The sequence below is a fragment of the Pseudoxanthomonas beigongshangi genome (genome assembly GCF_016820515.1).
GTDB lineage: Bacteria > Pseudomonadota > Gammaproteobacteria > Xanthomonadales > Xanthomonadaceae > Pseudoxanthomonas_A > Pseudoxanthomonas_A beigongshangi.
Map to the genome: position 1 here is coordinate 33,961 of NZ_JADHDV010000007.1, position 15,032 is coordinate 48,992.

General features: G+C 68.2%; 13 protein-coding genes. 6 read left to right on the forward strand and 7 right to left on the reverse strand.

Annotated features, from left to right (window positions below; genetic code table 11):
- Positions 1–53: 53 nt before the first annotated feature.
- Positions 54–1,553 carry an alanine/glycine:cation symporter family protein gene (locus IQ458_RS06940; protein ID WP_192197308.1) on the forward strand — a complete coding sequence of 500 codons (1,500 nt, stop codon included), beginning with the start codon at positions 54–56 and terminating at the stop codon, positions 1,551–1,553.
- Between the two features lies 1 nt (position 1,554).
- A complete protein-coding gene (locus tag IQ458_RS06945) occupies positions 1,555–2,442 on the forward strand; it encodes a TrmH family RNA methyltransferase (RefSeq protein ID WP_203322328.1) in 888 nt (295 codons plus the stop codon).
- Positions 2,443–2,544: 102 nt separating this feature from the next.
- On the opposite strand, the gene IQ458_RS06950 is transcribed toward IQ458_RS06945, so the two are convergent.
- From IQ458_RS06950 to IQ458_RS06965, 4 genes are all read right to left on the reverse strand, one after another.
- On the reverse strand, positions 2,545–3,960 hold the full coding sequence (locus tag IQ458_RS06950; RefSeq protein WP_203322329.1) for a M28 family peptidase: 1,416 nt from the start codon (positions 3,958–3,960) through the stop codon (positions 2,545–2,547).
- Between the two features lie 98 nt (positions 3,961–4,058).
- The gene (gene mscL, locus IQ458_RS06955; RefSeq protein WP_183644195.1) at positions 4,059–4,463 is read right to left on the reverse strand and encodes a large-conductance mechanosensitive channel protein MscL; all 405 of its coding nucleotides are present in this window, start codon (positions 4,461–4,463) and stop codon (positions 4,059–4,061) included.
- A gap of 107 nt (positions 4,464–4,570) precedes the next feature.
- A complete protein-coding gene (locus IQ458_RS06960; RefSeq protein WP_203322330.1) occupies positions 4,571–5,275 on the reverse strand; it encodes a fumarylacetoacetate hydrolase family protein in 705 nt (234 codons plus the stop codon).
- 57 nt (positions 5,276–5,332) lie between these two features.
- Positions 5,333–5,605 (reverse strand): hypothetical protein, encoded by a 273-nt coding sequence (locus IQ458_RS06965; protein WP_203322331.1) that lies wholly within the window; start codon positions 5,603–5,605, stop codon positions 5,333–5,335.
- A 94-nt stretch (positions 5,606–5,699) separates the two neighbouring features.
- On the opposite strand from IQ458_RS06965, the gene IQ458_RS06970 reads away from it, so the two are divergent.
- Complete coding sequence (locus tag IQ458_RS06970) at positions 5,700–6,023, forward strand: Rieske (2Fe-2S) protein (RefSeq protein WP_183644185.1); 324 nt, start codon at positions 5,700–5,702, stop codon at positions 6,021–6,023.
- A 114-nt stretch (positions 6,024–6,137) separates the two neighbouring features.
- Here IQ458_RS06970 and IQ458_RS06975 read toward each other — a convergent pair whose 3' ends face one another.
- From IQ458_RS06975 to IQ458_RS06985, 3 genes are all read right to left on the reverse strand, one after another.
- Positions 6,138–7,997, reverse strand: coding sequence for an SLC13 family permease (locus IQ458_RS06975; protein ID WP_183644843.1), 1,860 nt, complete (start codon positions 7,995–7,997; stop codon positions 6,138–6,140).
- Between the two features lie 155 nt (positions 7,998–8,152).
- Positions 8,153–8,887: a tRNA (guanosine(46)-N7)-methyltransferase TrmB gene (trmB, locus tag IQ458_RS06980; protein WP_203322332.1), complete on the reverse strand. Its 735-nt coding sequence runs from the start codon at positions 8,885–8,887 to the stop codon at positions 8,153–8,155.
- 4 nt (positions 8,888–8,891) lie between these two features.
- The gene (locus IQ458_RS06985) at positions 8,892–9,686 is read right to left on the reverse strand and encodes a thiazole synthase (protein ID WP_203322333.1); all 795 of its coding nucleotides are present in this window, start codon (positions 9,684–9,686) and stop codon (positions 8,892–8,894) included.
- A 199-nt stretch (positions 9,687–9,885) separates the two neighbouring features.
- Between IQ458_RS06985 and IQ458_RS06990 the strand changes: the two genes are divergently transcribed.
- From IQ458_RS06990 to IQ458_RS07000, 3 genes are read left to right on the forward strand one after another with little or no spacing between them, the layout of a single operon-like run.
- Positions 9,886–12,402: a TonB-dependent receptor gene (locus IQ458_RS06990; protein ID WP_203322334.1), complete on the forward strand. Its 2,517-nt coding sequence runs from the start codon at positions 9,886–9,888 to the stop codon at positions 12,400–12,402.
- Positions 12,403–12,415: 13 nt separating this feature from the next.
- A complete protein-coding gene (locus IQ458_RS06995; RefSeq protein ID WP_203322335.1) occupies positions 12,416–13,540 on the forward strand; it encodes a Ca2+-dependent phosphoinositide-specific phospholipase C in 1,125 nt (374 codons plus the stop codon).
- On the forward strand, positions 13,540–15,015 hold the full coding sequence (locus tag IQ458_RS07000) for a CehA/McbA family metallohydrolase (RefSeq protein WP_203322336.1): 1,476 nt from the start codon (positions 13,540–13,542) through the stop codon (positions 15,013–15,015). The genes IQ458_RS06995 and IQ458_RS07000 overlap by 1 nt, the downstream gene beginning before the upstream one ends.
- Positions 15,016–15,032 lie beyond the last annotated feature (17 nt).

Here is a 15,032-nt window from a genome sequence, read left to right on the forward strand (position 1 = left end):
ATCGACCGGTCCCCGGTGACGGGGACTTTTCCTTTTAGGGCAGGGGAGACTGCGTGGAAGCCATCATCAATGCCGTCAACGGCATCATCTGGAGCAAGGCACTGATCGTCATGTGCCTGGGCGCCGGCCTGTATTTCACCATCCGCACCCGCTTCATGCAGGTGCGTGGCTTCGCGGAGATGCTGCGGCTGACCGTGAGCGGGCAGAAATCCGAGGCCGGCGTGTCCTCGTTCCAGGCGCTGGCCATGTCGATGGCCGGCCGCATCGGCATCGGCAACATCGCCGGCGTCGCCACCGCGATTGCCTTCGGCGGTCCCGGCGCGGTGTTCTGGATGTGGGTGATGGGCTTCCTGGGCGCGTCGACGTCCTACGTCGAATCGACGCTGGCGCAGATCTACAAGGTCAAGGATGCCGAAGGACGCTATCGCGGCGGCCCGGCCTATTACATCGAAAAGGCGATGGGCCTGAAGTGGTACGCGCTGCTGTTCGCCATCGCGACCATCGCCGCCACCGGCTTCCTGATGCCGGGCGTGCAGGCGAACGCGATCGCCGACAGCGCGGCCAACGTCTGCCAGGGCACGTCGCTGTGCGGCGCCATGGACGGCCAGTGGCTGGGCATGCCGGCGCGCGATGCATTCAAGCTGGGCATCGGCATCACGGTGTCGATCCTGCTGGCGGTGATCATCTTCGGTGGCGTCAAGCGCATCGCCAACTTCGCCGAAATCGTGGTGCCGTTCATGGCCGCCGGTTTCATCCTGATGGCGGTCACGGTGATGGTGCTCAACGCCGAGTTGGTGCCGGAAATGTTCCGCGTCATCTTCAGCAGCGCCTTCGGCACCCATGCCGCGTTCGGCGCGATCCTGGGCCTGGCGGTGGAATGGGGCGTCAAGCGCGGCATCTACGCCAACGAGGCCGGCCAGGGCACAGGCCCGCACGCCGCCGCCGCCGCCGAGGTCTCGCACCCGGCCAAGCAGGGCTACGTGCAGGCCTTCGCGATCTACTTCGACACCATGATGGTGTGCACCTCGACCGCGTTCCTGGTGCTGACCACCGGCAAGTACAACGTGTACTCGCCCACGGGCGGCGCGCACCTGTATACCGGCATGCCGCCGGGCGTCGAGGAAGGCCCGGGTTACGCGCAGGCGGCGGTGGAATCGGTGCTGCCGGGCTGGGGCGCGGGCTTCGTGGCGGTGGCGCTGTTCTTCTTCGCCTTCACCACCATCATGGCCTACTACTACATGGCCGAGACCAACCTGAGCTATGTCAACGGCAACCGACGTCGTCCGCTGACCGTGCTGCTGCTGCGGCTGGGCATCATGGGCATGGTCATCTTCGGTGCCTTCCACAATGCCAAGACCGCGTGGGCGCTGGGCGACATCGGCGTCGGCCTGATGGCGTGGCTGAACATCATCGCGATCCTGATCCTGCACAAGCCGGCGATGGCGGCGTTGCGCGACTACGAGCGGCAGAAGAAGCTGGGCCTGGATCCCGTCTTCGATCCGGACGTGGCGGGCGTGAAGAACGCCGACTTCTGGAAGAACCGGCAAGGCTGACATGAGTGGTCCCTGGGACAAGCGGCCACCGCCGCGCTCGCATGGCACCGGCCGTCCGGCGGGCCCGCGCCAGCCGCGTGCGCCGCGTCCCGCCGAGCCCCGCGATGACGCGCGCGGGTCGGCGGGAGCGCAGATGGGGGCGCCGATGGGCGCGCGCGACGAGTTGCGCCTGTATGGCATCAACGCCGTGCGCGCGGTGTTCGAACGGCGTCCGGAGGCGATCCGCAAGATCTACCTGACCGAGGCGCGGATTCCCGCGTTCAAGGCGCTGCTGGCGTGGTGCGTGAAGCAGCGCATCGGCTACCGGGTGGTAGCCGAGGATGATCTGGATCGGCTCGCCGCCAGCCAGCACCATGAGGGCATCGTCGCCGAGGTGCTGAAGGCGGAACCGACGTCGGCCGGCGATTGGCTGCGCACGCTGCCGGCCGGTCCGGCGCTGGCGATCTGGCTGGACGGGGTCGGCAATCCGCACAATTTCGGCGCCATCCTGCGCTCGGCCGCGCACTTCGGCGTATCGGCGATCCTGCTGCCGCCGCAGGGTGGACTGGCGCTGTCAGGCGCCGCGGCGAGGGTCGCCGAAGGCGGCGCGGAACAAGTGCCGCTGGTGCGCCTGGGCAACACCGCCAACGCCATCGCGCAACTGCGCGGCGCCGGCTTCTCGCTGGCCGCCACGGTGGTGCGCGGCGGTGACGATCTGTTCGCCGCGCGCTTGCCGGAACGCCTGGTCTACGTGATGGGAGCCGAGGGCGAAGGCATGGATCCGCAAATGGCCGCCGCCTGCGATGCGCGCCTGTCGATTCCCGGCACCGGCGCGGTGGAGAGCCTCAACGTGGCTTCGGCGACCGCCGTGTTCCTCGCCCAATGGCGGCAGCGTCTCGCGAAGGGCTGAGCGACGCGCTGGCCGCCGCGGCATCCGGCGCGAACATCGCTTGCAGAACGAAAGAGCGGGCCGAATGGCCCGCTCTTTTTTCATCCACGGAAGACGAAAGCATCATTCCTGCGGCGGCTTGACCTGCTTGGGCTCGCTGCCGAAACCGCCCTCGGCCTCCGCCGCCAGATAGGCGAACACGGTATAGGCGGCCACGTTCTGCGCCAGCGCCTTGGGATCGATCTTGTCCAGGGTGTCGTCGGCGGTGTGGTGCAGGTTGAAGTAGTCGGTGCCATCCTGCGCCAGCCAACCCCAGGCCAGGCCCCGCGCGGCGAACGGGCTGATGTCCGGGCCGGGACCGCCCTTGTCGGCCTGGTACTCGATGCCCAGCGGCGCCAGTACCTCGGCGATCTGGCGGGTGGCCTCGCGGGCATGCTCGGGCGCGCTGGTGTTGAAGGCGTAGATGCGGCCGGCGCCGAAATCGCTCTCCGCGCCGATCTGGTGCAGGCGCACGTCGGCGGCGTGCTTCTCCGCATAGGCGCGGCCGCCGTACAGGCCCTGTTCCTCGTTGGCGAAGGCGACCACGCGGATGGTGCGCTTGGGCGCCTGCTTCAGTTGTCCGATCAGATGGCCGGCGGCCATGGTCAGGGCGACGCCGGCACCGTCGTCGATGGCGCCGGTGCCCAGATCCCAGGAATCCAGGTGGCCGCCGATGACCACGACTTCCCTGGGCAGGCTGCGCCCGGTGATTTCACCGATCACGTTGTAGGAGGTGGCCTCGCCATCCCAGCCGCAATCCAGCGCCATCCGCACCTTGACCGGGCCGCGCGCCAGCAGGCGGGCGAGCTGATCGGCGTCGGGGATGGTCAGCGACGCCGACGGTACCGGGGTCAGGCCGTCGTCGAAGCGGGTGATGCCGGTGTGGGCGACGCGATGGTTGTCGGTGCCGGCCGAGCGCATCAGGTAGCCGATGGCGCCCTTGCGGATCGCCGCCGACGGGCCGCGCGAGCGGATCGCGCCGCCGTTGCGGTAATCGCTGCCGGAACGATCCGCCTTCATTTGGTAATCGACGAAGGCGATCTTGCCCTTCAGCGAATCCGCGGGCGCGGCTTCCAGCGCGGCCAGATCGGCGAAGCGCACGATCTCCGCTTCCACCGTGCCGCCGGGGCTGCCACCCAGCGCGGTGACGGTCAGCGCCTGCGGATGCGCACCCAGTACCGCGGCGTGCTCACTGCGGCGTTCCCACTTGGGAAAGGTCACCGGTTCGGTCCATACCTTGTCAAAACCCAGCGCCTTGAACTTGGCGGTGGCCCAGGCCACCGCGCGCGCGTCGGCCTCGCTGCCGGCCAGGCGCGGACCGACTTCGGTGGTCAGCGATTCCACCACCTTCCAGCCGGTGTCGTCGGCCAGCGCCTGCTCGCGCAGCTGCGCGGCGGTGGCCAGGGCGGCGTCGGGAATGCGGGTGGGTTTCTGCGCGGCGTGCGCGATGGGAGCGGAGAGGGACAGGCTGAGGGCGATCAACAACGGCGTCAGACGCATGGAGTACCCCTGGGAGCAGGCTGGAAATTGGGCAGGAAACAGGAAAGCCGCGAGCTTAGCAGCCCGCGGCTTTCCCCGATTGTGAAACAAGTCGTGGCTTACTTCTTCAGCGCGTCGCGGATCTCGCGCAGCAGCAGCACGTCTTCGGGCGGAGCGGCCGGTGCGTCTGGCGCCTTCTTGTAGAGGCGGTTGACCGCCTTGACCAGCAGGAAGATGGCAAAGGCGACGATGACGAACTGGATCAGCGTGTTGATGAACTCGCCGAAGCCGATCACCACCGCGGGAATCTCCTTGCCGGCGGCATCGACGGTGGCTTCCTTCAGCGTCCAGACCCACTTGGAGAAATCCACGCCGCCAACCAGCAGGCCGATCGGCGGCATGATGATCTTGTCGACCAGCACGGTGACGATCTTGCCGAACGCCGCGCCGATCACCACGCCGACCGCCAGGTCGACCACGTTGCCGCGCGCGATGAATTCCTTGAACTCGCTGATCATGCCCATGCTGGATGTCCTCATGTCCGGGCGACAGCGCCCGTAGGCGCAAAACTATACCGTGGCGGGTGAAGATCGCATCCCCTTCCGCACGTTTTTCGCGCGAACGACGGGGATCAGACGATCGTGCCGCGCAGTTCGACCACGCCGTCCAGCGAGGCGGCGAAGCGATCCCCGGCCACCAGCGGACCCACCCCGGCCGGCGTGCCCATGAACACCAGATCGCCGGCCTTGAGCGCGTAGAGCCGGGACAGTTCGTGCAGGATTTCCGGCACGTCCCAGATCAGATCCGACAGCGCGCCATGCTGGCGCACCTGGTCGTTGACGGCGAGGGTCAGCGTGAGCGCCGCGAGATCGCCCACGTCCGCCACGGGCACCAGATCGCTGATCGGCGCGGAATGATCGAAGCCCTTGCCGGTGTCCCACGGCAGCCCCTTGGCCTTGGCCGCGCCCTGCAGGTCGCGGCGGGTCAGGTCCAGGCCGACGCCATAGGCCACCACCAGCGCCTGCGCCCGTGCGGGATCCAGCTCGCCGGCCGGGGCATCCTGGCCCAGCGCGGCAACCAGTTCCACCTCATGGTGCAGATCCTGCGTGCCGGGCGGGTAGGGAACATCCGCGTTACCGGCGACGATGGCATCGGCGGGCTTGTGGAAGAACACCGGCTGCCCGCGCTCCGTCTTCGAGGCCGGGGCGGCGGCGCCCATCTCGCGCGCGTGATCGGCGAAGTTGCGGCCAACGCAGAAAATACGGCGCACGGGAAACGTGCCGCCGCCACGCACGGGCACGCGCGGAACGGGAGGAGCGGGGAACAGATCGGTCATGTCGGCGGCCGGCCGTGCCGGGCAGGGAAACGGCCGCTGAGTGTAGGACGCGCGCCGTCAGCGCGACAGCGGCAACACCGGCTTGCGCACCACCTGGTACTCGGCTTCGACCACACCGCCACGCGCGATCGGCTTGCCGCGCTGCTTGAACAGCCTGTACAGCAGGCCGGCGGCGATCATGGCCGCGCCGATGAACACGCTGAAGAACACCAGCACGCACAACAAGGCCAGGCCCAGCAGGCCGATGGCCAGCCGCAGCAGCGGATGACGGGGCTTGCGCGGAGCGAAGGCGGAACGGAAGGCGTTGAACTGGAAGCTGCGTGCGAACATGGCGATGGGTCGTGACACAATGCGGCCGGAGCCGGATGGCGTGCAGTATCCGGTGACAAGAATATGACGGTGTGAGAAGTTCGTTAAGGCGACCATGGCCCTTATAGCGCTGGACAGAATAGAAGACGGCGGGTTCGCCGAAGTCGAAGCCGATATCGACGGAGATAGCGAGTCTCTGGTGCTTTTTAGGCAGGGCGGGGAAGTTCGCGCCTGGCTGAATGTCTGCCCGCATGCCGGCCGCCGGCTGGACTGGGCGCCGGGCAAGTTCCTGAAAAGCAAGGACGGCCTGCTGGTCTGCGCCGCCCATGGCGCCTCGTTCGAACTGCAGCGCGGCGATTGCGTCGCCGGTCCCTGCCGCGGCGATTCGCTGCGGGCGGTGCCGGTGCAGGTGGTCGAGGGCATGGTGCGGCTGGTGTAGCGCGCACGGCCAACCTGTGGGAGCGACGTCAGTCGCGATGATCCACGGTGGCCCGCTCGGGCAATAGCTCGCGACTGACGTCGCTCCCACAGTCGAGATGACAGGGGGCTGCGGCTAACCCGCCCGGCCGTTCCACCAGAACAGCGCGTTGACCGCCAGCACCACCACCACGGTGTAGATCAGCGACAGAGGTCCGCCGACGCGCCACATCTGCCGCGAGGTGTAGTTGGCCGGGCCGGTGACCATCGAGATCACCGGGTTCGACGCGGTCATCAGGTTGTTGGAGGCCGACAGCGCGACGATCAGCGCAAACGCGGTCGGATTGCCGCCGGCGGCCAGCGCCAGGTTGATCGCCATCGGCACCATCACGATGGTCGCGCCGACGTGGCTGATCACCAGCGAGAAGCCGGTGGTGAGCAGTGCCACCGCGATTTCGATCAGCCAGACCGGCATGCCCTCGGGCAGGCGCTCGACGGTGTGCCCGGCGACCCACGCCGCCGCGCCGCTGCTGTCCATCGCCCAGCCCAGCGGAATCAGCCCCGCCATCAGGAACACCGTCTTCCAGTTGATCGCCGCGTAGGCCTCGTCCATCCGCAGCACGCCGGTCAGCAGCATGCCGGCCACGCCGGTCATCAGGGTCAGCGAGACCGGCAGCTTCGAGGTCAGCGCGATGATGATGGTGACCGCGAAGATGGTCATCGCGATCTTGAACTTGTGCGGCCGCTGCTCGCCCTTGGGATAGTCGGTCACCACCACGAAGTCGCGGCTCTCGGCGGCCTGGTGCAGGTCGGTCCAGATGCTGTGGAAGACCAGCATGTCGCCGGCGCGCAGCGGAATCTTGCGCACGTCCTCGCGCAGCACCTTCTTGTCGCGGTTGATCGCCAGCAGGCTGATGCCGGCCTGCTTTCGCAGGCGCAGGTCGGCGGCGGTCTTGCCGATCAGCTTGGAGGTCGGCGGAATCACCGCCTCGGAAATGCCCGCGCGGCTGGGATTGAACAGATCGCCGAAGTGGCGCAGGCGCGAGGACATCCGCAGGAAATGGTTCTGCGCGAAGTCGGCCACCTGCGGGCGCGAACCCATCACGCCCAGCACGCTCCCCACCCAGATGCGCATGTCCGCCGGCGGTGCCAGGCGGGTGTCGTTGCCGGTCTGCAGCGCCAGCATCAGCGGCGCGTCGTGCATCGCCTCGGCCTCGCCCAGCGACATGCCCACCAGCGGGCTTTCCGCGGTGACCAGCAGCTCGAACACGTCGCCCTCGATGCCGTAGGTATTGGCGAAATAGCTCTCGGTGCGCGCCGGGGTCACGCTGGTTTCGGTTTCGTCCTTGAGTTTCTTGTCGCCGTAGTAGCGGAAGTACAGCAGCGAGGCCAGCAGCAGCGCCACGCCGATCGGCAGCGGCGCGAACATGCGCAGCGGCTCCAGCGTGGCCATGCCGGAGGGCAGGTTGTTGTTGGCCGAGACCAGCAGGTCGTTCAGCAGGATCAGCGGCGAATTGCCGACCATGGTCAGCGCGCCGCCCATCACGATGGCCGCGGCGATGGGCAGCAGCAGGCGTTGCAGCGACAGCGAGGTGCGCGAGGACAGCCGCGAGGCGACCGGCATGAACAGCGCCATCACCGACGGGTTCTGCATGAACGAGGAATTGAGGCCGGCGATGGCGGTGGTCATCAGCAGCAGCCGCTGCTCGACGCCGTGGCCGCGCCGCAACAGCCAGGAGGCCAGCCGGTTCAGCGCGCCGGTGCGGTCCAGGCCGGCCCCCAGGATCATGGTCGCGATGATGCTCATCACCGCGTTGCCGGAGAAGCCGCCGAAGATTTCCTCCGGCGCGATCAGGCCGGTGATGCCCAGGATCACCAGCACCACCAGCGCGACCAGATCGGCGCGGATGCGCTCGAACAGGAACATCGCCATCGTGAAGCCGACCAGCCCGAGCACGAGCTTCATGTCGTTGGTCAGCGTCAGCGCAGTGGTGATCACGGCTGGGATTCGATATTCGGGATGACCGTCCATTCGGACGTTGAAAACCGGGATTCGGTAGGGCGGGCGCGCCGGTGGCGCGGGCCGAGTGCGGTGCCGGCACGGTTATCAGGCAATTTGGCGAAGACGTCCAATCCCGAGTTCCCTATTCCCTAATCCCGGTCATAAACCAGATCCCAGACGCCGTGGCCCAGCTTCTGGCCGCGGGTCTCGAAGTGGGTCTGCGGCCGCCAGGGCGGGCGCGGCACGTGTCCGCGCGGGCCGGCCCGGTTGCGCAGGCCGGGCGTGGCGTCGAGCACGTCCCACATCTGTTCGGCATAGTCCTGCCAGTCGGTGGCCGCATGCAAGCGTCCGCCGCTGCGCAGCTTGCCCGCCAGCAGGGCGGCGAAGCCGGGCTGGATCAGGCGGCGCTTGTTGTGGCGCTTCTTGTGCCAGGGATCCGGGAAATAGATGCGGATCTCGTCCAGCGAGCCGTCGGCGACCTCGTGCTGCAGCACTTCCACCGCGTCGTGGTGGTAGAGCCGCACGTGATCGCTGCCGTCCTCGGCCAGCGCGTTCAGCAGCCGGCCGACGCCCGGCGCGTGCACTTCCAGGCCGATGTAGTCGCGATCCGGATCCTGGGTGGCGGCGAAGCGAAGCGCCTCGCCGTTGCCGAAACCGATCTCCAGCACCCGCAACGCCTGCCTGCCGAACACCGCGTCGTAGTCGCGCGACTGGCCGGTGTAGTCCAGACCAAAGCGCGGCCACAGCGTATCGAACGCGCGTTGCTGGGCCTCGGTGAAGCGGCCCTGGCGCAGCACGAAGCTGCGGATCTGGCGCCGTCCTTCCTCCACCGTGAATGGCTTGGGCGGGGTCTTGGCGCCCGGGCTGGAGAACGGATCGGTCATCGGATCAGCCGATCAGGCCGTCGATGGGGCTGGAGGCCGACGCGTTGCGCTTGCGCGGGATGCGCCCGGCCAGGAAGGCCTCGCGGCCGGCCTCGACCGCCTTACGCATCGCGCTGGCCATCAGCACCGGGTTGCGGGCGCCGGCGATGGCGGTGTTCATCAGCACGCCGTCGCAGCCCAGCTCCATCGCGATGGCCGCGTCCGAGGCGGTGCCCACGCCGGCATCGACCAGCACCGGGACCTTGGCGTTCTCGATGATTTCCAGCAGGTTGTACTTGTTCTGGATGCCTAGGCCCGAACCGATCGGAGCGGCCAGCGGCATCACCGCCACGCAACCGATGTCTTCCAGCCGGCGGGCCAGGATCGGGTCATCGCTGGTGTAGACCATCACCTGGAAGCCGTCTGCCACCAGTTGCTCGGCCGCGGCCAGGGTCTGCACCACGTCGGGGTACAGGGTCTTCTGGTCGCCCAGTACCTCCAGCTTGACCAGGGTGTGGCCGTCCAGCAGCTCGCGGGCCAGCCGGCAGGTGCGCACCGCATCGTCGGCGGTGTAGCAGCCTGCGGTGTTGGGCAGGATGGTGTAGCGATCCGGTGGCAGCACGTCGAGCAGGTTGGGCTCGTTGGGCGACTGGCCCAGATTGGTGCGGCGGATCGCGACGGTGACGATTTCGGCGCCCGCGGCCTCGGTGGCCAGGCGGGTTTCCTCGAAATCCTTGAATTTTCCGGTGCCGGTGAGCAGGCGGGAACGGTAGCTTTTTCCCGCAATGACCAGCGGGTCGGTGTGGGTATCGTGAGGCATCGGCGGATTATCGCCGATCCCGGCCGGGCGTGCGTGAGCGGAGCGACGCGGGGCGCCGGAAAAGCGGGATCGGCGTCGCGATGGTCATCGGATTGACCCGCCGCGGTCACCCCGACGACATATCCGCTGGCCAACATCCCGTCGATCACGGCGCGGCGCCACTGCCGCGCGATCGCTCTTCCTCCCCCAGGAAACAACCATGCCCATACGCCTCCACCGCCTCGGCGGTTCGATTCGCTGCGTCCTCGCGTCCGGCGCCTGCCTCACCGCCGGCCTGCTGCCCGCCCATGCCCAGGAGGCCGCCGCGGCGGCCGCGACCGCCAGCGCCAAGCAACTGGATACGGTGATCGTCACCGGCCGCGCCGGCGTGCAGGAACGCAGCAAGGCCGAGACCAGCTATTCGATCACCGGCATCGACGAAGAACGCCTGCGCCTGCAGGCACCCACCAGCGTCACCGAATCGCTGAAGAGCGTGCCGGGCTTCTGGGTCGAGGCGTCCGGCGGCGAGGCCAGCGGCAACGTGCGCGCGCGCGGCGTGCCGGTCGACGGCTTCGGTTCGATCACCCTGCTCGATGACGGCATGCCGGTGCAGCACGACCCCGCGCTGGGCTATCTCAACGGCGACCAGGCGTTCCGCCTCGACGAGACCACCGAGCGCATCGAAGTGGTGCGCGGCGGACCGTCCTCGATCTTCTACTCCAACGCGCCCGCCGGCGCGGTCAACTACATCCCGCGCCAGCCGGGCGATCGCACCGAGGGCGTGTTCAAGTACGCCGTCGGCGACTACGGCCTGCATCGCGGCGACTTCTGGGTCGGCACGCCGATTGGCCAGGACTGGAAAATGTCACTGGGCGGCTACTACCGCCAGGACGATGGCGTGCGCGATCCCGGCTTCAAGGCCAACGACGGCGGCCAGGTGCGACTGAACCTGGTGCGCGCGCTGGACGGCGGCAGCCTGTCCTTCGACGTCAAGCACATGGACGACAAGGTGATGCTGTATCTCGGCATCCCGATGCGCACGATCGGCGGCAAGATCCGCGCGGTGCCGGGCTTCGACGGCAACCACGGCACCCTGGCCGGGCCGGAAACCGAGCACGTGCGCATGCGCATGGCCGACGGCGGCATCTACGATTTCGACAATGGCGAGGGCACCCACGTCAAACGCGACCAGTTCACGGTCAAGTTCGACAAGACGCTGGGCGACTGGCGTTTCGTCGACAGCCTGCGCTACAACGACACCGAGACCCAGCGCAACGGCATGTTCCCGAACGCGTTGCAGAGCGCAAGTTCGTTCCTGGCCAACGGCGACAACCTGGCCCTGCTGGCCCGCTACCCGGGCGCGACCGCGCTGCAGTTCCGTTATACCCACGGCGGCCAGATCTACGACACGGCCAGCCAGAACGGCAACGGCCTGATCGTCATCGGCGGCCTGCGCGGCGTCACCGCGCCAGTGAAGGAACTGATGAACGACGCGCGGGTGTCGCGCCGTTTCGAGTTCGGCAGCCAGTCCCACGACCTGACCTTCGGCTATTACTACGCCAAGGTGGATCAGGACTTCGATCGCTATTCCTCCACCGTCCTGCTGGACGCGCGTGACAACGCCCGCCTGCTGGACCTGGTGGCGGTGGACGCCAGCGGCAATCCGGTGGGCACCATCAGCGACAACGGCATCTGGCGCTACGGCTACGAATGGGAGAACGCCAGCGGCCGCTCGCAGACGCACGCGTTCTACCTGGCCGACGAATGGCAGGTCAACGACAAGCTGCGCATCGACGGCGGCGTGCGCTGGGAAAAGGTCAACGTGGAAGGCTGGGTGGAAGGGCGCGTGCAGCCCAACCTGACCGCCGGCGGCCCGGTCACCGACAGCCAGATGTGGATCGGCAACGGCCGCTTCTCGACCTACGACCGGGACTTCGACAAGGTCGGCTGGACCCTGGGCGGCAACTGGCAGTTCGACGAGTATTCCGGCCTGTTCGCGCGCTGGACCTCGACCTTCCGCCTGCCGAACCTGGGTTCGTTCATCACCAACGCGACCGCCAAGCCGGTGATCCAGACCATGGACCTGGGCGAGCTGGGCTACAAGTTCACCCACCAGAAGTTCGATCTGTTCGCCACGGCGTTCTTCACCAGGTACGACAACGTCGGCTACAGCAACTACGTGTTCGATGCGAACACGGGGGCTTCGACCCGGCAGGAACTGTTCGCCGACACCCGTACTTTCGGCCTGGAACTGGAAGCCGCCTACTATCCGGTGGACTGGTTCGACGTTTCTATGACCGCGACGGTGCAGGAACCGGAGTATCGCGGATTGCGCTATACCGAAGTGGTCAACGGCCAGCCGGTGCTGCGCGATTTCGTCGGCAACCAGTTGATCCGGGTGCCGAAGAACAGCCTGCGGGTGGTGCCCGGGTTCAACCTGGCCGGTGGCAAGCTGCGCCTGCAGGCGTCCTACGAACGCCAGGGCGAGCGCTACGTGGATACCGCCAACAGCGTGCGCCTGCCGTCCTACGACGTGATCAACCTCAGCGGCAGCTACGCCTTCGATGACCGCTGGTCGCTGTATGCCTACGTCGACAACCTGGACAACTCGCTGGGACTGACCGAGGGCAACCCGCGCGCGGGCGAGGTATCCAGCGGCGACGCCGGTGCCAACACCTTCATCGCGCGTCCGCTGCTGGGGCGTTCGTACCGCCTGGCGTTGATGTACCGCTTCTAGTGAGCGCGTTCTGATGGCGGGACGAGGCTGGCGGGTACTGCGCCCGCTGTTGCTGTGGCTGCCGGCGACCTGGGCGTCGGCGGCCTGCGACTTCACCGCGGCCGACGCGGCGGGGGCAGGTGCCGGGTGCGCGCAGGCCTGGATGGATCGGCACCTGCGCCTGGACGACATCCAGTTGCTGGCCACGCACAACAGCTACAAGCGCGCGTTGCCCGGCCACGAACTGGCGGCGCACCGCGCACGTGATCCTCGTGGCGCGGACGGCATCGACTACGCGCATCGTCCGCTGGCCGAACAGTTGGCGCGCGGTGTGCGCGGTTTCGAGCTGGATGTCTACCACGACCCGCGTGGTGGACGCTTCGCGCACGCGGATGCACCGGCCGGACTGGCGCGATCGATGCGCCAGCCGGGCTTCAAGGTGATGCACCTGGCCGACATCGACTGGCGCAGCCGATGCCAGCCGTTCCGCGAATGCCTGCGGCAACTGCGGGCGTGGTCGCGCGCGCATCCCCGGCATGTACCGATCATCGTCCAGATCAATGCCAAGGACGGACCGTCCGCGCCGGGACAGGTGCAGCCGTTGCCATTCGACACCGCGGCATTCGACGCGCTGGATGCCGAAATTCGCGACGTGTTTTCCGAGGCCGAACTGATTCTGCCGGATCAGGTGCTGGGCGCCGGCGACCCTCCACGCCAGCCGACGCTGGGCCAGGCGCGCGGGCGCTTCCTGTTCGCGCTGGACGAAGACGAGGCCAAGGTGTCGCGGTACCGCGGCGCCCGCAGGCAACTGGAAGGCCGGGTGATGTTCGTCAACACCGGCGTGGATTCGGCGGCGGCCGGCTGGCGCACGCTCAACGACCCGCGGGACCAGGCGGAAGCCATCCGGCAGGCGCTGGCAGCGGGCCTGCTGGTGCGCACGCGCGCCGACGCCGACACCCGGGAAGCGCGCGCCGGCGATGCCCGGCGCCGCGACGCCGCCTTCGCCGGCGGCGCGCAGATCGTATCCACCGACTACATCGACGCGGACGCCCGATTCGGCGAATACCGCGTCGCCTTGCCGGGCGGCGGCATCGCCCGCTGCCGTCCACGGCCCGGGGATGATCCCTGCGCGGGCCTCGCCATTGGAGAAACTCCGTGATGCAACGACTTGTCGCCCTGCTGGGCCTGCTGCTGTGCTGTCTTTCGCTGCGCGCCGGGGAAGCGCCGGATCGGATCCTGCAAGGCAGCATCCGTGGTGGTGATCACCAGAGCTACCGCCTGCTGCCGTTCGAGGTGCCCGCCGGCACCGGCCGCATCACCGTGGAATTCGAGTACAGCGGACGCGAACGCCGGACCACGGTCGATCTCGGCCTGCTGGGGCCGGACGGCTTCCGTGGACGCGACGGATTCCGGGGCTGGAGCGGCGGCAACAAGCAGCGCTTCACGGTATCGGCGACGGACGCCACGCCCTCCTACCTGCCCGGGCCGATCACGCCGGGAACCTGGTCGCTGCTGCTGGGCTTTCCGAATGTCCGCGCCGATGCGGACGATCGCTTCACCGCACGGGTGTGGTTCGACGACACCCGCGCCGAGGCGCCCCTGCGCGGGGAAGCGGGCTGGTATCGCGGCGATCTGCACATGCACGACGCGCACAGCGATGGCGGTTGCGCCAGCCAGGCCGGCACGCGCGTGCCCTGCCCGTTGTTCCTGACCGCACAGGCAGCCGCGCGACGCGGACTGGATTTCATCGCCGTCACCGATCACAACACCATGTCGCAGGCCAACGGCCTGCGCGAACTGCAGCCGTACTTCGATCGCCTGCTGCTGATGCCGGGCCGCGAGATCACGACCTTCAGCGGCCATGCCAACTGGATCGGCAGCATCGCGTCGCTGGATTTCAGGGTGGGGTCGGCCGAGGTGCCGGACTGGAACGCGGTGCTGGCGCAGACTCGGGGGCAGGGCATCGTCTCCATCAATCATCCCATCCGCCCCTCCGGCGAGGCCTGCATGGGCTGCGGCTGGAGTGCGCCGGACACGACGGATCTGTCGCGGATCCAGGCGGTCGAAGTGGTGAACGGCGCCGACGCCGACAGCGAGTGGTCGGGCATTCCGTTCTGGGAGCGCCAGCTGTCGGCCGGACACCGGCTCACCGCGATCGGCGGCAGCGACAATCACGATGCGCTGCGGGAGGTCACCGATGCCGGCGGCGCGGCGCTGGGGACGCCGGTCACGGTGGTGCGGGCGGCGGAACTGTCGATGCCGGCCATCCTGGACGGCATCCGCCAGGGCCAGGTGTTCGTCGATGTCCAGGGCAGCCGCGATCGCGCGATGACCTGGGAAGCCGAGGCCGGGCAGGTGCGCGCGGTGATGGGGCAGGCGTTGCCGGTGGCCGCGGATGGCGAAGCCGCGTTCGTCCTGCGCGCCAGCGCGGTGGGCGGCGCCACCGTCGAACTGATCGTGGATGGCCGGATCGTGGAACGCCGTCCCATCCCGACCGGCGCGCATGAGCAGGTCCTGCGGTTCACCTGGCGCGGCGATGGCGCAAGGCACTGGGTGCGCGCCAACGTGCGCGGCGCCGATGGCCGCCTCTGGCTGCTCGGCAATCCGATCTACGTCGAACCGCCCGCGAGCTGAGCGGGCGGCCGGCGGCG

Bases quoted from the DNA above. Each gene is read 5' to 3' on its own strand.
- IQ458_RS07000 (WP_203322336.1), top strand. From the start codon at position 13,540: ATGCAACGACTTGTCGCCCTGCTGGGCCTGCTGCTGTGCTGTCTTTCG.
- IQ458_RS06960 (WP_203322330.1), bottom strand. From the start codon at position 5,275: ATGACCGATCTGTTCCCCGCTCCTCCCGTTCCGCGCGTGCCCGTGCGT.
- IQ458_RS06970 (WP_183644185.1), top strand. From the start codon at position 5,700: ATGGCCCTTATAGCGCTGGACAGAATAGAAGACGGCGGGTTCGCCGAA.
- mscL (WP_183644195.1), bottom strand. From the start codon at position 4,463: ATGGGCATGATCAGCGAGTTCAAGGAATTCATCGCGCGCGGCAACGTG.
- IQ458_RS06990 (WP_203322334.1), top strand. From the start codon at position 9,886: ATGCCCATACGCCTCCACCGCCTCGGCGGTTCGATTCGCTGCGTCCTC.
- IQ458_RS06945 (WP_203322328.1), top strand. From the start codon at position 1,555: ATGAGTGGTCCCTGGGACAAGCGGCCACCGCCGCGCTCGCATGGCACC.
- IQ458_RS06965 (WP_203322331.1), bottom strand. From the start codon at position 5,605: ATGTTCGCACGCAGCTTCCAGTTCAACGCCTTCCGTTCCGCCTTCGCT.
- IQ458_RS06985 (WP_203322333.1), bottom strand. From the start codon at position 9,686: ATGCCTCACGATACCCACACCGACCCGCTGGTCATTGCGGGAAAAAGC.
- IQ458_RS06950 (WP_203322329.1), bottom strand. From the start codon at position 3,960: ATGCGTCTGACGCCGTTGTTGATCGCCCTCAGCCTGTCCCTCTCCGCT.
- IQ458_RS06995 (WP_203322335.1), top strand. From the start codon at position 12,416: ATGGCGGGACGAGGCTGGCGGGTACTGCGCCCGCTGTTGCTGTGGCTG.
- trmB (WP_203322332.1), bottom strand. From the start codon at position 8,887: ATGACCGATCCGTTCTCCAGCCCGGGCGCCAAGACCCCGCCCAAGCCA.